Raw genomic sequence first — 20,835 nt, forward strand, 5'->3', positions numbered from 1 at the left:
ACGTTGCTTCACGCCGTTCACCTCGTCTTAAGCCGATCGCGGCCCGCTTTCACGTCAGCGTCTAGCGCGTGGCACGCAGTGGGCAGGTTTTGGTCGTCCGGCATGAATCCCGATTTCGCGAGGCAGGGCGCTTCGCGGCTTGAGTGATAAATGGCTCTTGAGTGTGCCCCCGCCGCGTTCGCGGTGGTGGAGGAGGAACAACCATGTTTCCACAGGTTCAATCCGTCCCGTGTCGCAAGCGAATCAGCTCGGCCATCGGAATGGCAGCGGTGCTGGCTGCGGCGTTGATCGCCACGCCGGCTGCCGTTCACGCCGTCATCTGCATCGTGCCTGATGTCGGCGGCACGGCTCAACTGCCGCCGCAGTGCGTTGCGGGCTATCTTAGTCCGCAGCAGGTTCACATGATCGTCAACGGTCTGCCCCCCGGCACGACGATCATTGCCGACTTTACCCATCGCGAATTCGGCATCACCAACAGCGGGCCGGGCGGCGGACTCGGCGGTGAGTTCGAGCAGTTCAATTCCTTCGCCGGGATCAATCTTCAAGGGACCGGCGCGCTGGCCGGCTTCAACCGGTTCGTCGGCATGCAGCTTCAGTGCGAAACGCACATCGGCCCGCGCACGCTCGGCGCGCCGGTGCAATCCTTCCCCACCGATTTCTTCATGATGCAGGGCCAGCTTCCCCCCGGCGACCCGGATTTCGACCTGTTGCGAATTACAGCCGGCACGGCCTTCGGCATGCCCAGCCCCGGTCACACCACCCTCACGCAGCGGCCGGGTGGCACTTGGAACGTCGACAGCTTCTTCGACATCACCTACCGCATTGACTTCATAGGTGCCCCGGGCGGCGCGCTGGCTGGGATGTCCGGCAGCACCACGGGTACGGTGCGTATGCAAGCGGGCGATCCGGTCACGCCGGGTTTCTGCCGCTGCAAGGGCGATTTCAATCTGGACGCCGTCGTCGATCTGCTCGATGTCGACTCGTTCGTGGACGAGGTGCTGAAAGTCGAGGACGCCGACCTCTGCGCCGACATGAACAACAGCCTGAACGTCGACGGCCAGGATATTCGCTCGTTCCTGGCTGCCATCTTCAACGGCGGAAACTGCCCCGCGCTCGACGCATGGGAGACGCCCGATTCCACCGGTTTACCCACGTCGTCATCTTTCTATACCTTCGGCGGACCGGGACAACCATCGATCCCGGCCGGCTTCTTCCACCCGGGATCCTTGCCCTTTGACGGCATGGTGCTGTTCGATTCGCAGCCGATTGATCCGATCAACCTCGGCCCGACTGACACCATTGTCAAGCGGCCGGGCCTGCCAGGCCCGCCGGGACCCGGCTTGATTGTTCCGATCGAAATGCTTGAGTTGAACCTCGTCAGCGCCGCGCCGATCACCGTCGATAACGGCACGTTCACCGAACAGTGGCACGTCAACGTGGCGATCTCCGATACGCCCGCGCCGGGCGGCAATATGATCGTTCAGCAGACCGGACCCAACGGCGGCACGTTCTCCGCGGTCGTCAACGTGCGACCGGTCTTTGTCTTCACCAACGCCCAGGACTTGGAGCAACTCGACGCTGGTCTTATTACGCCCGATGAAGTGCGAGTCCGGGTCTTGGACACCGGCGATCCGGGTAGTCCGCTCAACCCGCTTCAGCTTCAGTTCGGCGACGGCCCGACCTCGTCCGACTGGGCGTCGCAAGTCTGCGGGCAGCCGCTGGAAGACGGTCTCTTCATGTTCCATAACCCCGGGTTCCCGTTCGTCCCCGGCATCAACGCGCCCTTCAATTGTTTTGATGCCTTCAAGCCCGGACCGATGAAGCACGTCAAGCCCGGTGAAGCTCACTACATCAAACCGCCGAACAGGAATCCGGGAGGCGTGCCGATTCCGCGATGCGGTTACCACTTCATCGGTTCCAAGGTCTTCTGCCGAAGCGGCAAGGTCGGCAAGTGCCCGCCCGCGCCGCCGGTGCTGTGCGGTCGACGCTGTCCGCCGCTGCCCTGCCCGACCTTCGGCATTCGCATCGTGCGGATCGGCTGCAAGGCCCCCAGCGGCCTGTTCAATCGCGGCTTCTGCGTGCAGTTCTACCGGCTGCGCCCGCCGCCCTTTGACTGCGCCGTCTGCCCGTAATCCGGGCCATCCCGCGTGGCGCGCGTGAGTAAATTCTCGCACCCACGGAACGGCGTGATTTCCAATAAAGCCGCGGCCGCACCGGTCGCGGCTTTTTTTATTCAAGCTCGATTTCATTTCTTGCTAAACGTCTCAACGCGGGGCATACTGCGCCGCGCCGAGATTGATGCTCGGCAACGGTCCGTCCGGCCCTTCTTCCTTAGGAGTCTCCCATGTACACGACCCGTCACGCTCGCCTCGTTGCCCGGTTCGCGATCCTGTCGCTCGGCCTTGCCGTCCTGCTGACCGGATGCGCCGCCAAATCCGTCGATTTCAGCACGATCAACCGCCCCGCGCGTGCCCCGGAGATGAGCAATTTCGATGTCTTCGTCGGCTCGTGGGACTGGACCGCCGAGATGACCAACGCCGACGACTCGCATAAGAGCTGGAGCGGCTCGGCCAAGTGGGACTGGACGCTCGATCAGCGCTGCCTGCACGGCGAGCTTTCGGCCCGCAGCGGCGACAAAGCCTTCAACGCGGCCGGCGTCTGGAGCTGGCACCCCACCTCGAAGAAATACATCTGGTGGATGTTCAACGACTGGGGTTTCCCGCAGGAAGGCACGGCCAAGTACGACGCCGACCGCAAGACCTGGACCATGTCCTACCGCAGCGTCGGCCTGGACGGTACGGCCAGCGAGGGCTACTACAAAATGACGGTTGTCGATCCGAGCACACTGCAATGGGAACTGCACGAGTGGACGCCCATGCGCCTGGTGAAGAAGATGGAGATGAAGGGGACGTATAAGAGGAAGTAAGCGCGACGGGCGAGTTGATTACAGCTTTCCGAGCCGCCTCGCCGTCAGCGCCCCCGGGCCGGTGAGCAGGATTCCGAGCATGACGACGGCCAGCGTCAGCGGGTACTCCATGCCGCCCTTTTGGGAATCGAACGCGCCGCCGTGCGACATGAACGCGGCGACGAGCATCGTGAACACCGTGAACGGCACAACGGCCCGCACACCGACGCCCGCGATCAACACCAGCCCGCCGGCGAACTCCGCCAGCGCCGCGGCCCACGCGCTGACGGTTGGCAGCGGCACGTTCTTCGATTGCAGGTAGCCGATCATGCCGTTGATGCCGTGGCCGCCGAAGACGCCGAAGAGCTTCTGCGACCCGTGAAAGGCCATGACCACGCCGACCATGCAGCGAATCAGCAACAGGCCGACGTCGGCGAGTTTGATGCGAATCGTTCCGTGAGACATTGTCATTCTCCCGCGATGCACCGGATCACGGCCTCCAGAGGCCGCCGCCACGCCACCCGCGTCACGCCATCCCACCCTTTGAGCAACGACCGAATACAAGACTCATGTGGCACGGACTGACAGCCCGTGAATTCTGTTCGTGCGACCAGTGCGAATCACTCGCCGATTGTTGATCGCTCGGCGGGCGCAGGCGGCTCGATCCAGATCAGGTTCCCGAACGTTCGCGGATCATAGCAGTACCGCGGCGCGCGTGCCCAGTCGGAGTATTCGCCGCGAATCGGCTCGAACCGCGCCAGGTTCACGCCCCAGACCGGGCTGGTCCGCGCGGCCGGCCCCAGCGCGTCGATGGCGATGGCGACTTCGGCCGACCAGCCATAGGCCGTCCGTGCGACGGCGTATTGCGGGGCCGCGCCGGGCCACGGGGCCGTGCGTCCCACCGGCGGGACGATGCCGACGCCGCGTTCAAAGACCGCGCCGCCCTCGGCTTTGATGACGAGGTGAAACAGATCGTCGCTGCGCGTGGCGAGATTGGTCGGGTCGATCAGGATTTCAACCAGATCGGCGTCGCGCGGCATGAGGTCCTCATACTCGACGACGTTGGAAAACCGCGCGGGTCGCGGCGGCCCGATCGCCGATTCGGCGCGGGGCGAGGCCGAGTGCAGACCAATATATAAATATTGATCGTCCCGACTGAAGTAGGCCACGGTCTGGCTTTCGGCGCGCGGCCGCGGCTCGACCGGCGTTGCCCCGGCTGCGCCGAAGGCCGATTCCGGCAGGTCGTCCCGCGCGCCGACCGACTTGTTGATCAGCCGAAAATCACCGGCGGCGTTCAGCTCCGCGGGCTGCCAGTCCGACAGATTGCCGTCGATCACAATCGGCCCGCCCGCCCGCGGCGCACGCACCATCGACACCGCGCAGACCGCGAACGTCCGACCCAGGAACCCCGCATCAAACACAACGGGCTGCAAGTAATGTCCGTCCAGATCGCGCGGCGGCAACACCGGAAGCCGCGCCGTCAACTGCCTCCGTACGACGCTCATTTCATGCATCGGACCGATGCGGTGCTGATCAGCGACGGCCACGGCCGAGTGCGGCAACCCCGCGAAGCGCAGCGTTCCCGTCACCGGCACGCGCAACTCGCTGCGCACCGCGACCTCACACGTCAGCACGTACGCGCCGCCGTCGGACTCGGCGTCAAATCGAAGCCGTTGCGACTCGGGCCAGCACTCCAGACGCCGCGTCGATGCGAGGAACTTCTCCCACAACGCGTTGATGCGTCCTTTGCGCGAGCCGTCGACGCCGCCCGCGTCCGGCACGCTCTCCTCGGCCAGCGCCGCCTCCAGCTCTTCGATCAAAATCCGCTGGGCGAGATCCCACATCGCCGGGTCATCCACACGCCGCGCAAAGAGACCATCCTGAAAATTGTCGCCATAGGCATCGGTCCCCGCCGCCTTGATCAAAGACGACGCCAGCAAGCGCGCCGTCTCCCCGCGGCCGTGCCGCTCCATCAGCTTCAGATGCTGGTAATCCTGCAAACCCAGCTGCAACTGCTTCAGGCGAACCGAGGGAATCGGCTCATTCAGTCCGAACATGCGACCGGGGTAAATCAGCCACGTATCCGAACGTTGCCGCGACTCGGTGATCGGCTCATCCAGCACGCGCGGCGGCCAGTCTGTCGCGCGGTCGATGTCCAGCGCGACGTTGCCCCGCAGGAACGCCTGCCATGGCAGGCTCCGTGCGTGCGTCACCGGCGCTTCCACCGCGAGGCTCCCGCTGTACGGCGGGCGATCCGGCCGAAGCCACGCCTGCGACCCGCGCGCATGCAGCGTGCGCACGGTTCGCGCATGCTCGTACCGCGCCGGCGTGCGCCAGATGCGCACAACCTCCGACAGATCGTCAAAGACATGTTCGTACCAGCCGAAGGGCGACATCGCCTGCGGCACAAGACAGGAGGCAAACGGCGCGGTCACACCGGCTTCGCGCACAAGCCGCGCCAACCGGCGCACTTGGTCGATTTCTCTCTTTGTCGGGTTCTCCGTCGCCGGCAGATCGAAATACAGGAACGACCGTGCGAACCAGCCCCGATCCGTGAAGTGCGCTGCGGCCTGACGCGCCGTGTCCTTCAATACACCGGCATACAGGGCGGAATCCAATCCATCGAACTGCATCGGATTGGGCTGCGCGAGATCGACCGGCAGCGGCCAATACGCCGCGCCGCGCCCGTCGGCAAACGCCGCGCCGCCGATGAGCGGACCGCAAAAATCATCGTACTGCGACCAGTCCAGTTGCACCGCGCCGCTGGAATCCTGCGCGAAACCGGGGCGAATCTCATCGGTGTACGGCGACAGCCCGTGTTCGTGCAGCATCGCAAACGCCTGCTCGATCTGCCTTCGCACGTCATGATCGGCCAGCGCGATGCGCGGATCTGCCGGGTCGTACTCGCTCAACGCGGCGATCAACGGTCCAAGCTGCACGCGCGCCGGAACCGGCAGCGAGTCCTCCGACGACGGATAGACATCCAGCACGCGAAGCTCGATCGGCACACGCGAGACATGCCCCGCCGCGTCGCGCAACGTCAATCCGGAGAGATACGCTCCCGGCCGCGCATCGGGCGGGACACGCACCTCGACCCACAGCGTCAGCGACGCGCCGGGCCGAATCGTGAGCGGCTGACCGAAGTTTCTCGCATCCAGCGGAACCAGGGCATCGGGAATCTCACGCGGTTCGCGCACGCCCTGCGAACGCAAGTACCAGTTCGAATAGCGATTGATGGTGATCGGCCAATGGCGATACAGGCGAACCGACGAAGCCGGAATCGGCGCGGGCGGCGAAGCGATCGGCGCTGCCGGCTTCGTCGAGGCATCCGGTGCCGCCACTGCCGGCGCGCCGAATGCCGGAACAAAGGGCTCGGTCAGAATCTCGACCCCCACGGCGGCGGTTTCGCCCGCGGAAAGCCCCAGTGTGAACGCCGTCACTTCGCGCACGCCGCCGGCGATCTGAATGACGTTTCGATTTCGGTTGTAATAGGGGCTATCAAGCTCGGCGATGGCCGTCGTGACCGGCGCGCCGGGCGCAGTCGCCCACAGCTGCGGCAGCGCGCTTTGCGTCGCCTTTGATGCGCAGCCGGCCAGCGACACCGCCAGCAGGCCGACGCCGATCCATCCCGTAATCGCCCCAGCGCGAGCGCTCGCCCGAACGCAGGAGCATGATGGATATTCGACCTGGGAATGAACCATGTATGGATTGAATCGGTTGATCGATCCGCCGACCTGTGCCCGGCCTTTACGGCCGCTATGGGATAGCCAGCTGGCGCGGGGGATTCGAACCATCTCGGCGGCCTATCATTTATGGTATTCTCCCCCACTGCAACATCGAGCGGAGAAATCGTCCATGCAGCCCATGGCGGCTGCGTCCGATAGTTGATCCGCAGCCATCACCGATGTAATCGAGATTCCGGCATGTCGTCCACCGATTTCAAACCCGCCAAAGACGCCAAGCCCAGGAACCGCGAGCGTTGTCGGCCGCAGCCGACTGGCGACGTGAGTCTCCCGGTCGTGGTGGACTCCAGCGCGCCGAACGGCCCCGCCGGCATGCGCGCGTCGCGGATGGGCAAATGGCGCGCGGCGTCTCTGATCACCGTTCACGTGCTGATGATCGCCCATGTGATGCACTGGCTCTGGAGCGGCACGACGGTGTCGCCCATCGAACCATCGGAAGCGAAGGACCTCGCGCTGTCGGGCGTTGTCAACGCCGGTTTCATCTTCTTCGCGCTGGCGATCGCCTCAACACTTCTGTTCGGCCGCTATTTCTGCGGCTGGGGGTGCCACCTTGTCGCATATCAGGATTTCACGCTCTGGGTGCTGAAGAAACTGCACCTGCGCCCGCGCGAGTTCAAATCGCGCCTGCTGATTTTTGTCCCGCTGCTCGCAGCGTTTTACATGTTTGTCTGGCCGGCCGTGTATCGGTTCGTGCTGCGCATCGAGCCGCCGCCGCTCACGATGCACCTGACGACCAGCGGATTCTGGGACACGTTCCCCAGCTACGGCGTGGCGATTCTCACCGTCCTCGTCTGTGGCGTGGCGATCATTTACTTCCTCGGCCCCAAAGGGTTCTGCACCTACGCCTGCCCCTATGGCGGTTTCTTCGGACCCGTCGACAAGCTCGCCGTCGGTCGCATTCGCGTCACCGACGCCTGCAACGCCTGCGGCCACTGCACCGCGACTTGCACCTCCAACGTCGATGTCGCGCAGGAAGTCAAACTCTACAAGATGGTCGTCAGCCCCGGTTGCATGAAATGCATGGACTGCGTCAGCGTCTGCCCGACGAATGCCCTGTACTTCGGATTTGGCTCGCCGGCCCTCGGGGCCAAGCCGATCGGCGACCCCAAGCCGCGCCAGTACGACCTCTCGTTGATCGAGGAGCTGGCGGCCGGCGTCGTGTTTGTCGGCGCGTTTCTCGCGTTTCGCTCACTGTATGGCAAGATCCCGTTTCTGTTGTCGCTCGGCATCGCCGGAATTGTCGCATTCCTGACGCTCAAGGCCGCAGCGCTTCTCTATCGCCCCGATGTAACGCTCCAGAAAACCCGTCTGAAACTGGACGGTCGCTTGAGGCCGGGCGGCGTCCTGTTCGCACTGCTCGTCGCCGTCCTGCTCGCCTTCACCGTGCACAGTGGGATCTGGCGTTATCACGATTACCTTGGCAATCAGGCGTATGCCCTGCTCCCCGGCGAGGACCTCGGCTGGCAGCACCAGGCGGATTATGCCACGAGATTGTCACTCGAACAGCGGCACAGCGCGCAGATGGCGATTCGCCACTTGTCCCGCGCGCGTGAACTCGCCCTGATGCGCGTGCCGGAGAACGACCTCGCGCTGTCTTGGGCTTTGCTCATGGACGGACAGGCGGAGGCGGCGCGGCAATTGGTGGCCGACGTCATCCATCATCGCCCGGACGACGCACTGCTGCACCTGAAGCAGGCGACGTACGAGGTCTTCTCCGGTCGAACGAACGAGGCCCGCGCAGCCTTCCGCCGGGCCATGGATCGTTGCGCCACAGGCGACAATGACAGCGATGCCGCGGCCCCGCCCTCCCCCGCGGCCGGCCTGGTTTATGCAGACTACGGTCTTTTTCTCGCCGCCTCCGGCGACGCCCTCGGCGCGCGCCAGGCCCTGATCACCGCCACGCAGCGCGATCCGCGCTCCTCGGCGATCTGGGGCGCGCTGGGCAGTTTTGAGCTTTCCGCCGGACGCATCAACGACGCGCGCTCCGCCCTGATCCGCGCCGTCACGCTCGCGCCGCACAACCACGAAGCGTCCCGCCTATTGCAGCATCTGGCGAAGCTGCCGCAGGACTTCGCCGGGGCCTTGCCGCACTACGACGCCGCGCTTGCCGAGCGACCGGGCGCGTTTGCCCTGCGATACAACCGCGCCTACGCCCTGACGGAGCTGGGCCGCGTGGAGGAGGCCGTTCAGGCGTATCAGCAGGTAGTCCGCGATTGGCCAGACGCCGCCGCCGCACACGCCGATCTGGGCGCGCTGTGCGTCATGCGCGGCGATCTGCCCGGAGCCGTGCACGAATACGAAACGGCCGTGCGGCTGCTGCCGGACGATGCCGAAGCCGTCCTGCGGCTGGGGTTCCTGTACGAACAATCCGGCCGGCGAGACGATGCGCGTCGGCAGTACCAGCGCGTGCTGACGATCGGCAACGCGCAACAGAAGCAAATGGCGCAAGCGGTCCTCAATCGGTGAAAATCAGCCCGGCGTATCCCACGGCGTCGCGCGGTCGCTCCGGACGAATCGCGGACAGCACCTCGTGACTGGTCGTGTGTTCGAGCAGGTCGGCCCGCGTCGCGCCGCAGGCCCGGCACGCGGCGATCGTCGCGGCAATCGCCCCCGCTCCGCACGCGTTCTGATTCGCGCGTGCCTCGGCCACGGCGGATTCGGCGCGCAGCGCGAGCATCAGATCGATCATGCGGCGATCGTTCACGTCCTTCGCCCAGCGCAGGCCGTCGTCGCCGAGGCCGCGCGGCATGAACCCGTAGCTCGGACCGTAGTGCGTGAGGTCGGTCGATGCCAGAAATGCGACATTCGCCCCGCCGGCGCGGCACATCTCCCCCACGGCCGCGCCCAGTTCCACGGCTCCCTCCGCGGGCGGCGTCATGATCGGCAGGATGCGGGCATCGGGAAGCAGATGCTGAATGAACGGCACTTCGACTTCAATACTGTGTTCATCGCGGTGTGCCTGCGGCGCGGCATCGAGCAGACGAGTCTGCGTGATGAGCGCGTCGCTCAAGGCATCGTCCACCGTGGCAAGCCCCAGCGGGGTGCGCCACGCCCCGCTCGGATAGATCGACGGACGCGGACCATGCGGCACGTGAATCGCACCGAAGATCACGATCGTGAGCGGTTGCGCCTTGATTGACCCCGGCTCTGGCGCGCGACGCTGCGCGATGTGCAGAATGACCCGGGCCGCCACCGCACCGCTGCACACCCAGCCGGCATGAGGCACCACGCCGCCGAGGATGCGGCCGACGCGCCCGGCGGACGCATCGGGGGTTAGGACGCGACGAGTCGGATCCCGTCGTGCTTCGCCACCGAGTGTGCCCTGTACCGTTGCATCGTCGCGCAGGACAGGATCGCTTGCGCGCCGCACGCATTGTTCAACGGATTTCAGACAGCCCGGTGCCTCATCGGGATAAAACATCCCTGCGACGGCAGGCTCACGGATCAACATGGCACGAAAGTATAGCGCATCGCGGCGCCAGGCGATGCCCATCCGACGAGTGAAAACTGATCCCTCCGTGCCTCCGTGCTCCTGTTTCGACTGTTTGACTTTTCGGCGCTACCCGCCCTACACGCCGCCGTGCATGTACTCGTGCAAATAGCGAATCGTCTCTTCGGAGTCCTTCAACTCCCGCGCGAGGATGTCGCCGGCCGAGATGATCCCGACGAGCTTGCCGCCCTCAATCACCGGCAGGTGGCGGAGCTTGTGCCGCGTCATGATCGTGCGACAGGCCTCCAGCGACGTGTGCGGCACGACGAAAGCGACTTTCTCCGTCATCACGTCGCGAATCGGCGTGTCGGCCGCGTCGCGCCCCTCGAATACGACGCGGTTCATCACGTCGCGCTCGGTGAAGATGCCGGCGATTTCGTCTCCGTTCATCACGACGACCGCTCCAATCCGGCGGTCGTGCATGACCTGCACCGCGTCCAGCGCCGTGGCGTCGAGCGGAACCGTGGCGACGTTGCGACCCTTACCGGCGAGCACATCTCGAACAAGCGACATGGCGCGACTCCTTCAATAGTCAAACGGGTCCGAGCGGACCACCTTCAGGAACAGCCGCGATGAATTGACCTGATGGAATTATACCGCCCCGCCGTGAAACGCCAGAAAAAAAATGCTCCTGGTCGAGGGAAAAACCCACGGCACCTCCCCATCCACCAGGCAATCGTACCCTGCCCGAGTCCTCTTACATTGTGCCGTTTTTCACAGGTGGCGAATCAGCCCGATCTGGCAGCCAAGCTCGTGGGAGCCGTAAGACAATTTTCACATTAATCGGTCGTCCGGGGGAACAGTGCCGTGGCGGGCGGCGCCCACCCTGCGGCTAAAAAAAGCTTCCGGCGCATGGCTTGAATCAGCCCGAACCCGGTCCATGGGTGGCCGAACTGTCGTACAGCTTCTTGGGATTGGCGGGCAGGTGGATTCGTATGAGCGTCCCTTCGCCGGGGATGCTGTCCACCTGGATGCGTCCGCGATGCTCGTCGACGATTTTCTTCGCGACGGCCAGACCCAGACCCGTCCCGCCGTGGCCCTTGGTGGAATAAAACACTTCGAATATGCGCTCGCGCAATTCGGCCGAGATGCCCGGCCCGTTGTCGCCCACGGTGATCGTCGCCTCGTCGGCTGCGGCGTCGTAGGACGTGGAGATCGTGACCATGCCCGACAGCTTCGGCACCGCGTCGATGGCATTCACGACGATGTTCAGTACGACTTGGTGAACGCCGTCTTCGTCCATCATGATCGCCGGCATGTGCGCGCCGGGGTTGGTGCGCAGCGTGACGCCCTTGTCGTCGGCACGCCGCTGCACGAGCTTGATCACGTCAGCAACGACGTCGTTCACCTGAACCGGGTCCAGCCGCGGCTCGCGTTTTTTCGCGTAGGCCAGCATGTTCATCGTCAGCGAGTAAATCTTGTCGAGATTCCGCTGCACGATCTGCCAGCCCTGATCGACCGTCGCCAGCGATTGGCCGCGCAGGCCCATCTCCACCACGTCGCTGCCGCCCATCATGCCCTGGAGGATGTTCTTGATGTAATGCGACAGCGCCGCGACCGTCTCTCCCGCGGCCGCCAGACGCTCGGTCCGCATGCGCTCGTTCACCAGCCGCGCGTCTTCGATCGACAGTCCGGCCATCTGCCCGATCGCGGCAACCAGTCGCAACTGTTCTTCCGTGTAGATGTGCCGTCCCATCGCACAATCGACGTACAACACGCCGAGAATCTCCTTGCGCGAAACGAGCGGCACGCAGATGACCGACCGCAGCCCGATCTCCTGGCTGCCGCCGCCGCCGGGCCTGGCGAATCGCGCATCGTTCATCGCGTTCGAGCAGAGCACGCCCTCGCGCGTCGAGATCACATGATCTACAATTGACTTGCTTGCGCGAATCCGGTCCCGCGCGTCATCCTGCCAACGCACGACTTCCGCTTCGTACTTTCCCTGCTTCGGATCGCGCAACAACACAAACCCGCGATCCGCGGGCACCTCCTCGAAGATCAGGTCCATCACCCGCTCGCAAAGCTGTTGCGGTGAAAGGATCGCCCCGACCGCATCGAGCAGCGCCGACATCACACGCCACGATCGCACCGCCTCGGCCGCCGCAGGCGACGCGAGTATCATGCTGTCGTCCCCGCTGCCGACCGATCCGATGATCGACGCCGGCGTGCGCTCCGCCGAATCCAGATCGACCAGCGCCGAAGCCGGCGTCGCCGCGCCCCCCTCGGTGTCAAGCTCCTCCGCGGCGTCCCAGACCATCAGCGTCGCACCCATGCGAATCTGATCGCCGTGCTTCAATCGCATCGGCCGTTCCAACCGCCGACCGTTCAGGTAAGTCCCGTTCGCGCTCTTGAGGTCATCCAGCGTCCAACCCCGGCCGGTCGGACGTAGCTCTGCATGGCGGCGCGACACGGTGAAGTCGGTCAGCGGCAAGGCCTCGCTGGCCCGCCCCAGCAGAACCAGCTCCCCCTCGGTGGGGTCGTATCGAAGCCCTTTATCCGGGCCTTGCAGAATGAGAATGGTGGGCACCGCGGTCGATCCTTCCCTTGCCACGTCTTGGTTCGTATCTCCCTTTCCATCGGGTCGATCCGCACGTGGCCACAGCACCGTGTTAAGGCGGCGTAAAGTTCTACTCCGCTTGATGTTGCGGGTCAAACCCGTGGCCCGATTTCGTTGCGATTTCATCCGCATGAGCCTACGATAACTCGAATCACGAACTCCGAACGCCGATTCCGGCTCCTCGAGGTGCGCCATGATCTCCGCCGAGCAACGCCAGCAGCTACGAGATGCGATCGGATCGCACGACTTTCTTCATCGCATTCTGCGCCAAGTGGAGCACCTCCACCGCGTCGTCTTTCACGAACGAGTCAAAAATCTGGACTGGCAGTTCGTCCGCGCCAGCGCCGAAGAGATTCTCATCGCCGACATCGTCTCGCGCCATGCCGGGCAGATCGACGGCGTCTACTTCGCCCTGCGCAAGGCCGAAGATTCCGGCCGATCCTGGCAGCAGGCCATCGCCGAGTACGCCTCGTACATTCACAATTACTACACGACGCCGCTGGGCGTGGTGATGCGGCGCGACCTGTTTGGTGAGGATTGTCACTTCGTCACGTCGGCCGCCGACCCGTTCAACAAGCCGAACGTCGCGCGCGCCGCGGCTGCCACCGTGAAGCCTTCCGCGCCACCGATCCTGCCGCCAGCGGACGCTACGCCGAAGCCAGTTCCCGCAGGACGGCCTTGAGATAGTCCCACATCTTGGCGACCGAGTCAGGATAAACGCGCTCGTCGGGGCTGTGCGCGCCGGTGATGTTCGGGCCGAAGGAGATCATGTCCAGCCCGCCGACGCGCTGCCCGATGATGCCGCATTCCAGCCCGGCATGAATGGCCGTGACGCCCGGCTCGTGCCCGAACACGCGCGCGTACACTTTTTTGCACGTGTCCAACAAAGGCGACCGGATGTCGGGCCGCCAGCCGGGGTACTCGTTCCCGATGGAGGATGACGCCCCGGCCAGCGCGGCGATCGACCGCAGCATTTGCACCGTGCGGACCATCTGCGCCTCCGACGCGCTGCGCGCCAGGCAACCGGCGGTGATCTGGAGCGAGCCGCTCGCGTCGCACGTCACGGTCGACAAATTGTTCGACGTCTGAACAAGGCCGGGAATCTCCGGAAACACGGCCAGCACCCCGCTCGGAATCGCCGCCAGCGCCCCCAGCACCCGCGCCGTGTCGACGGCGGTCGCTGCCTGATCAGCATGCACCGAGCCGACGGAAATCGCGGCATCCGCCTCGCCGTTGTCTGTTTTTAACGCAGCGCAGACCTGCTCGCAGGACTTGCGCAGCGCCTCGCTCACGCCGCGCGGACCACACACGACTGCCGACGCCTCACGCGGGATCGCGTTGCGCTTGCTCCCGCCCGCGAGCTGCGCGATCCGCAAACCGTCGATGCCCGCGCCGAGCAGCGCCTGAACCAGCGACTTGATGGCGTTGCCTCGATTCAGATGAATGTCGCTGCCGCTGTGGCCGCCGCGCAGACCGCGCACCTCCACCCGCGCCGATTCCAGGCCGGCCGCCTTTTCCACGGGCAGCCTCCACGCGTAATTCACGTCTGTGCCGCCGGCGCAGCCGATGTAGAGCGTGTCGTCCTCCTCGCTGTCCAGGTTGATCAGCCGCTGGGCCGTGAGAAACCCCTTCTCTATGGACTTCGCGCCGGTCATGCCGTCTTCTTCGTCGTAGGTCAGCAGAATCTCCAGCGGCCCGCGCTGCACATCCGGCTCCGTCGCCGCGGCCAGCGCCAGGCACACGCCGATGCCGTTGTCCGCACCCAACGTCGTACCTTCCGCGCGAACAACGGTCTTGTCATCTTTCGTTCGATCCAGGATCAGCCGGATCGGGTCGCGGTCGAAATCGTGCTTCGTGCCCGAGTTGGCCTCGCACACCATGTCGAGGTGCCCCTGAAGGCAGATCGGCGGCGCGTGTTCAAATCCCGGCGTGGCCGGCGCGGTGATAAGCAAGTTGCCCGATGCATCCTGTCGCACGTTCAAGCCATTCTCGGCGGCGAGCTGCTTCATGCGCGCTCGGATTCGGTCCTCCTTCTTTGAACCGCGGGGAATGGCCGACATCTCGGCGAAGAATCGCCAGACGGCTTCGGGCTTGAGTTTCAAAACGGCTGGGTCGACATGGTCATAGGACATGGAAGATAGCGTAGGGGGAAGTGGAAAAAGGGAAAAGGGAACGGGGAACAGGCACGGAAGGGTATTGCGGCGGAGAAGGACTTGCGATCAGGGTACAGCGTGTGGCTAATGGCTCACGGTTCATGGCTGGCGGCTTACCCCTGCGTTCGTCGCGACGACCCAGTCATCTTCGTCCGCACCCGCTTCGCCGCGATCGACCTCGCAGAGCAGTCGCGCGGGCGGGCGATAAAACAGTTTCAGATTCTCGTAGTCCTCCCGCTCGAACACGATGTAGACGGGGCGCTCGGATTCAAGCAACTCGCACAGGCGCGTCGCAGCCGTGCGGCGCAGGTCTTCGTTGGAAGCGCGGTTGCGTCGCTGGGCGATGAGTTTGTAAGGGTCCATCACCTGCAACACCTCGCGGCGGCAGTAATACGTCACGCGTCCATCGGGCCGATTGCTCGCCCAATACAGCGGCGCATCGTCGGAAACATTGGCGTCGCGCAGATGCTGCACCAGCGCGCGCGGATCGTCGCAGTTCCCCAGCGCCGGACCGAGCAGCGTCCACGTTACGAGGAAACCTGTCACGCACGATGCGCCGACGGCGACGAGACTTCGGATGCGCTGCGGAGAAGTCGGCGCGGCCGCCGCACCGTACAACCGCACCGCGCCATACATTCCCGCAATGATCAGCCCGGCGATGACCAGCGTGCCCCACGTCACCGGCGGATGCCACGCCTCGTGAAACATGTGATCGCCGACGAACCACGCGATGATCGCCCCGGCGCTCGCCAGCACGACAAACACCAGGCCGATCCATTTCGTGCGCCGTGGATTCACCGCCGGTCGATGCAGAAAGAACCGCTCCAGCACGGGGCCAAGCAGCAACATGCAGCCCGGCAGCGCAGGGAGCAGATAGTACGGCTTCTTGAAACTCATAAGCGAGAGAATCGCGACCGTCACGAGAACCCAGCACCACGCGTAGCGCATCGGCCGGCGATGGCTTCGATAGGCCCGCAGAAAGGGCGCAGCAAGCGCCTCGGGTACGGACAGCGACCACGGCATCGCCAACCCCAGCAACAGCGGCGCGTAGTACCAGTAGCCGCCGGATTTCACCCCGGGGTAATCCCCTTCCAGCCGGTCCAGGTATTCATAGTTCCATAGCTCCCAGAAATACGGCTCGCGCCGAGCGACGAGGAACATCCACGGCAGGAACATCATCAAGAACAGCGGAACGCCCCACCAAAGGCCCAGACTCGTCAGCGCCAACTTCAGCCGCGGCCACGCATCAAACACCAATCGACTCATCGCGCCGCGAATGCGTCCCGGCCGCGCAGCCGTCAATCTCCGCAGCGGTCGATCCAGCCACCAGTAGACCGCGATCGGCGCGCACACAACCATCAGCGGCATCGGCCCCTTGGCGAGCATGGCCAGACCCAGGGCGAGGTAGAAGGCCGCCTGATGCCAGCGGCGCGCGGAGCCGGTCGCACGCCGCGACCACCAGAATTCCGCGAAGGCCCAGGTGCACAGCAGCGTCAGGACGGCTTCGACCGTGGCATTGAGCGCGAACAGCATCGCGCCGACGGATGTTAAATATGCAAACGTCGTGATTCGAGCCGCCGTCACGCCGAACATGTCGCGCGCGAGGCGGAGCAGGATCAGCGCCGTAGCGAGCGTCGCCAGCACCGACGGCAGGCGAGGAATGAACTCCTCGGAGATCCAGTGCGTTGCCCACCGGTCGGGCAGGGCCTTCGTCACGGCGGCGACGAGCCAGGGAGCCAACGGCGGCTTCATCAGAAACGGTGTATCAAGATACTGCGGGACGATCCAATCGCCGGTCTGGAGCGTCTGACGGGCGATCTGGGCGACGATGACTTCGTGATCGCCCAGTGATGGACCGCGGGACAGCGTGATCAGGGCGAAGAGTACCCATGCCAGGAACAACAGCGCCATCGCCTGCCGGCCCAGCCCTGCCTGCGGATGCGCCCCCTCTCTCACGCTTGCAAACGATACAGCACCGGAATCGGAGTTGAGCGATAATCGAGACATTCCAAGCAATACCCAAAGGCGATGGCCGAGCAGGAAATCCCCGCCGCCCGGCAGAAGGGGAAAAAACGCCAACTCTCATGGCGACGAAGAGTTATTGTCAGCCAACGGCGGAATACTCGCAACAGAACGAGGATTTCAGCCATCGCATCCTGGAAATTGGGGAAGACCGCGTCGCCGCCCCCAAAAAAGTTCCGTTTCTACCCGCGTGAGAGCCTCCGATGCCGTCCGTATTAGAGAATGATCTGCCGAGGGCGGATTGGCTGGGGGACAGCCCGCACTCGTAGGAGGAAACCTGCCCGCGATGGTTCCGTCCTGATGGGGACCATCTGCCTGTTTGCATTCCAACCGTCGCGACCGCATCCGGAATCACGCCTGCGGCCCGCGATAATACAATCGTGTTCGACCGGTGGATGTTTGTCGGCTCGCCCATCCGCTGGTTGATTCTCCCACCCGGTGGTCGGACCGGGTGGGAACTTTTTTTATGCCGCCGCCCGTTCACGCGGCCCGCCGAGCAGGACGCATCCTGACGGTGTAGAATCCTGATGCGATGAGTTTCTGCCCGCTCGTGTTTGAGCCGATTTATCGCCCCAAGGTCTGGGGCGGTCGCCATCTGGCGCGCCTCCTGAACAAGCCATTGCCGTCGCCGGATGACCAGCCCATTGGCGAATCGTGGGAGGTCGTCGATCTGCCCGATGCGCAGTCCATCGTTGCGCGCGGACCGATGAAGGGTCGAACCCTGCATTCCCTTGTGGACGAATGGGGCGCGGACCTGCTCGGCCGGGCACCCCTCGCCGCGGGGCGCTTCCCCCTGCTCATCAAGTTTCTCGATGCCTGCCAGCCGCTGTCGATCCAGGTGCATCCCGACGATGCGACGGCGGCGCGCGCGGGCCTCGCGCCGATCGGCAAGCACGAGGCGTGGTATGTCATCGAAGCACGGGATGACGCGACGATCTATCGCGGACTGCGGCCCGGTGTTTCACGCGATCGCGCGGCCGAGCAACTTGCGCGCGACCCGGCGTCGCTTGTGGACTGCGTAGCGACGCGCCGCGCGCGGCCCGGCGATGCGTTCTATCTCCCCGCAGGCACGGTCCATGCCGCGGGCGGCGGACTCGTGCTTGCCGAGGTGCAGACCCCCTGCGACGTGACGTACCGGCTCTACGACTGGGATCGCACCAGGCCGGCCGGCGACGCGGGCATGCACATCCGCGAGGGGATCGACGCGATTGTCACGAACTCGGATTTCGCCGCGGCCGAGAAGCGCACACACGTGACGAGCATCTTCACGACGGTGACCCGGCTGATCTCCTGCCCGAAGTTCCGCATGGAGAAGGTGCGCTTCGTCGAAGGCGTCGAGCAGGAGATTCCCTACGCGGAGCTGGTCTGCTGGATCGTGCTCGAAGGTCGCGGCGAGATCGTCAGCGGCAGCGCCTCGGAGCGCTTCGCCGCCGGCGACGTGGTCGTGTTGCCCGCGGCGCTTCGCAAAGCAAGATTAAAGACACACGCAGCCTGCACGTGGCTGGAAGTGACCGTGCCGGTCGAGTCGGACCTGGCGAGGTTTGATCGCCCCGCCGCGGGCGTCCTGCGCGAGACGCCGGCTGCTGACGGATTTGTATCACTTGGAATCCGCCGAACCGGCCCCGGCAACCAACCGTGATCCCGGCGAGGGAGGGCGCCTTTCCTCGGCTTCCGCGCCGCCCACTCATCGGCGGCGCGATCGGATCAACGTGGCGATCGAGGGAGGTGCAATGAATCCGCAACTCACGATGTTCGGGCAGAATATCTTCCTGCTCATCGGCATCGCCATGCTGCTGGCCATCATCGTGATCGTGCTGTTGGTCGCCGTCGTGGGCTGGCGCGTCTGGCGGTTTCAGCGCCAACAAAGCGCCGTTGACCGCGAGTTCGCGAAGAGGACAGGCAAGCCACCTTCCGCGGCACCCGGAGGAACGCACGGCCCGGCCGATCAACCGCCCGACCCCGGCCTGCCCCCGATGGCACAGGGCATCTGCAACGCGTGCGGGCGCGTGTATGCGAAGGTCTATCACCTGCCGGATGGCGAGCGACTTTGCAAAACGTGCTTTTCAAAGCGCCCGGCGCAAGCATAGAATGGATCAACGACCCCCGCCGCGGTGAATGTGAAATCCGTCCGGCCTGACCGCTTCACACGCACGATTCGAACCCGCCGCCCCTGCAACGCCGGCGAGTGACATGAACATGACCCACCCCACCCTCGACGACAAACTCTACGACCTCGGCAACGGCCGCAAGCTCTCCATGCGCGATCTGCTGGATTACTTCGCGCAGATGGGCCGCCTGCGCGTGTCGGACCTGCACATCAAGGCCGGCGTGCCGCCGGTCTATCGCGTCGACGGGCAATTGCAGAAGATGAAAGGCCCGCCGCTCACACGTGAGTCGGTCGAACTGCTTGCGCGCAGCCTGCTCACCGAACACGAATGGCCGCGCCTCGTCGAAGGCCGCTCGACCGACGGCTCGTGCATGACCGACACGATGCAGTTCCGCCTGAACTTCTTTCACGAGAACGAAGGGCTCGCCATCGCCATCCGCGCGCTGGAATCATCGGCCCCGGCCGTGGAGGAGATCGGCTTCCCCAATAACGTCTGGCGCGACATCGTCGCGCGGCAGCATGGGCTGGTGCTCGTGACCGGCATCACCGGCGCGGGCAAGAGCACGACCATCGCGTCGCTGATCGACCGCATCGCCCAGACGCGTCCCTGCCGCATCATCACGCTCGAAGACCCCATCGAATACCGATTGCACAGCAAGGCCGCGATTATCTCGCAGCGCGAGGTTGGGCGCGACGTGCCCAGCTTCGAGCGCGGCCTGCGCGATTGCCTGCGCGAGGACCCGGACGTGATCTTCGTCGGCGAGATGCGCGATCGCGAAAGCGCCGCCTGGACGCTGACGGCCGCCGAGACCGGGCACCTGGTGTTTTCAACGCTGCACACGCGCGACACGCGCGGAACGCTGACGCGGGTGCTGGACATGTTTCCGCCGAACAAGCAGGACGAGATTGCCAGCCAGCTTTCGCTGGGGTTGAGCCATGTCATCTCGCAGAAATTGATCCCGCGCGCGAAGGGCGAAGGCCGCATCGTGGCCATGGAGATCATGAACAACATCTACGCCTGCTCAAACCTCATTCGCCAGTGCAAGGTGGAGCAGATTTACTCGCAGTTGCAGACGCGGACGAAGGACGTGCCCGAGGAACGCATGACGACGCTGGAGCGCTCGCTGGCCAATCTCGTCCGCGCCGGCCACATCACGCCGCTGGAAGCCGAGAAATGGGCCAACAACCCGAGCGCGTTCCTGGAAGAGATGCAGCGCGTGTGAAGCAACTCGGTGGGCGATGCCCGCCTTCCGCGAGGCGAGCCGGCTTCAAGGACTTTCAAAAATCCGCCGCGATGCGGTGCCCGTCCGGCTGAATCTTGATCACGGAATGCACCGGCAGGCCGGGAAACTTGTCACGCCCCTTCAGGAAGCATAGCTCGATCAGCACGGCCACGCCGACGATGTGGGCCTTCAGCTCGCGCACCAACTGGCACGCGGCGACCATCGTTCCGCCGGTGGCGAGCAAGTCGTCGATCATTAGCACGCGGGCATCGGGGCGGATCGCGTCCTCGTGAATCTCCAGCGAATCGCTGCCGTACTCCAATTGATACGTCACTTTGCGCGTCTTGGCCGGCAGCTTGCCGGGTTTGCGAATCGGCACGAAGCCGGCCGACAGATTCCGCGCGACGGCCGTGCCGAAGATGAACCCGCGGCTCTCGGCGCCGACGACCACGTCAATGTGCTGATCGCGGAACGGCTGCGTGAGAAACTCCACGGCGAGCGAGAGCGCGGCCGAATCCCCCAGCAGCGGGGTGATGTCCTTGAAGACGATTCCGGGCTTGGGAAAGTCGGGCACGTCGCGCAGCAGCTTCGCGAGGCAGTCCACGCCGGTGAGTCGCAGTCCATCGAGCGCCATG

General features: G+C 64.7%; 15 protein-coding genes. 7 read left to right on the forward strand and 8 right to left on the reverse strand.

Going from position 1 to position 20,835, the window contains the following annotated elements; translation table 11 throughout:
• Nucleotides 1-203: 203 nt before the first annotated feature.
• Both HRU71_06630 and HRU71_06635 read left to right on the forward strand, forming a co-directional pair.
• On the forward strand, nucleotides 204-2,132 hold the full coding sequence (locus HRU71_06630) for a hypothetical protein (protein QOJ03180.1): 1,929 nt from the start codon (nucleotides 204-206) through the stop codon (nucleotides 2,130-2,132).
• 212 nt (nucleotides 2,133-2,344) lie between these two features.
• Entirely contained in the window at nucleotides 2,345-2,926 is a 582-nt protein-coding gene (locus tag HRU71_06635; protein QOJ03181.1) for a hypothetical protein, read from the forward strand.
• Nucleotides 2,927-2,944: 18 nt separating this feature from the next.
• Here HRU71_06635 and HRU71_06640 read toward each other — a convergent pair whose 3' ends face one another.
• Both HRU71_06640 and HRU71_06645 read right to left on the reverse strand, forming a co-directional pair.
• Entirely contained in the window at nucleotides 2,945-3,370 is a 426-nt protein-coding gene (locus tag HRU71_06640; protein ID QOJ03182.1) for a DoxX family protein, read from the reverse strand.
• A 155-nt stretch (nucleotides 3,371-3,525) separates the two neighbouring features.
• Entirely contained in the window at nucleotides 3,526-6,606 is a 3,081-nt protein-coding gene (locus HRU71_06645; GenBank protein QOJ03183.1) for a DUF4091 domain-containing protein, read from the reverse strand.
• 222 nt (nucleotides 6,607-6,828) lie between these two features.
• Here HRU71_06645 and HRU71_06650 point away from each other — a divergent pair, with 222 nt between their 5' ends.
• On the forward strand, nucleotides 6,829-9,114 hold the full coding sequence (locus HRU71_06650; protein ID QOJ03184.1) for a tetratricopeptide repeat protein: 2,286 nt from the start codon (nucleotides 6,829-6,831) through the stop codon (nucleotides 9,112-9,114).
• Here the strand turns inward: HRU71_06650 and amrB are convergent.
• From amrB to HRU71_06665, 3 genes are all read right to left on the reverse strand, one after another.
• Nucleotides 9,104-10,099: an AmmeMemoRadiSam system protein B gene (gene amrB / locus HRU71_06655; GenBank protein ID QOJ03185.1), complete on the reverse strand. Its 996-nt coding sequence runs from the start codon at nucleotides 10,097-10,099 to the stop codon at nucleotides 9,104-9,106. The two genes, HRU71_06650 and amrB, sit on opposite strands and share 11 nt — an antisense overlap.
• Before the next feature lie 117 nt (nucleotides 10,100-10,216).
• Complete coding sequence (locus HRU71_06660) at nucleotides 10,217-10,651, reverse strand: CBS domain-containing protein (protein QOJ03186.1); 435 nt, start codon at nucleotides 10,649-10,651, stop codon at nucleotides 10,217-10,219.
• A 349-nt stretch (nucleotides 10,652-11,000) separates the two neighbouring features.
• A complete protein-coding gene (locus HRU71_06665; protein QOJ03187.1) occupies nucleotides 11,001-12,665 on the reverse strand; it encodes an FHA domain-containing protein in 1,665 nt (554 codons plus the stop codon).
• Between the two features lie 223 nt (nucleotides 12,666-12,888).
• Here HRU71_06665 and HRU71_06670 point away from each other — a divergent pair, with 223 nt between their 5' ends.
• Entirely contained in the window at nucleotides 12,889-13,377 is a 489-nt protein-coding gene (locus HRU71_06670; protein QOJ03188.1) for a hypothetical protein, read from the forward strand.
• Here the strand turns inward: HRU71_06670 and HRU71_06675 are convergent.
• Nucleotides 13,343-14,827 (reverse strand): aminoacyl-histidine dipeptidase, encoded by a 1,485-nt coding sequence (locus tag HRU71_06675; GenBank protein QOJ03189.1) that lies wholly within the window; start codon nucleotides 14,825-14,827, stop codon nucleotides 13,343-13,345. The genes HRU71_06670 and HRU71_06675 overlap by 35 nt on opposite strands.
• Before the next feature lie 120 nt (nucleotides 14,828-14,947).
• On the reverse strand, nucleotides 14,948-16,855 hold the full coding sequence (locus tag HRU71_06680; GenBank protein QOJ03190.1) for a glycosyltransferase family 39 protein: 1,908 nt from the start codon (nucleotides 16,853-16,855) through the stop codon (nucleotides 14,948-14,950).
• Nucleotides 16,856-17,402: 547 nt separating this feature from the next.
• Between HRU71_06680 and HRU71_06685 the strand changes: the two genes are divergently transcribed.
• The 3 genes from HRU71_06685 (at nucleotide 17,403) to HRU71_06695 (ending at nucleotide 20,200) form a co-directional block, all read left to right on the forward strand.
• On the forward strand, nucleotides 17,403-18,509 hold the full coding sequence (locus HRU71_06685) for a class I mannose-6-phosphate isomerase (protein ID QOJ03191.1): 1,107 nt from the start codon (nucleotides 17,403-17,405) through the stop codon (nucleotides 18,507-18,509).
• A 91-nt stretch (nucleotides 18,510-18,600) separates the two neighbouring features.
• Nucleotides 18,601-18,957: a hypothetical protein gene (locus HRU71_06690; protein ID QOJ03192.1), complete on the forward strand. Its 357-nt coding sequence runs from the start codon at nucleotides 18,601-18,603 to the stop codon at nucleotides 18,955-18,957.
• Nucleotides 18,958-19,066: 109 nt separating this feature from the next.
• Nucleotides 19,067-20,200: a PilT/PilU family type 4a pilus ATPase gene (locus HRU71_06695; GenBank protein QOJ03193.1), complete on the forward strand. Its 1,134-nt coding sequence runs from the start codon at nucleotides 19,067-19,069 to the stop codon at nucleotides 20,198-20,200.
• A gap of 55 nt (nucleotides 20,201-20,255) precedes the next feature.
• On the opposite strand, the gene HRU71_06700 is transcribed toward HRU71_06695, so the two are convergent.
• Nucleotides 20,256-20,834, reverse strand: coding sequence for an adenine phosphoribosyltransferase (locus HRU71_06700; GenBank protein QOJ03194.1), 579 nt, complete (start codon nucleotides 20,832-20,834; stop codon nucleotides 20,256-20,258).
• Nucleotide 20,835: the final 1 nt, after the last annotated feature.

This window comes from Planctomycetia bacterium (genome assembly GCA_015200345.1).
Classification (GTDB): domain Bacteria; phylum Planctomycetota; class Phycisphaerae; order UBA1845; family UTPLA1; genus PLA3.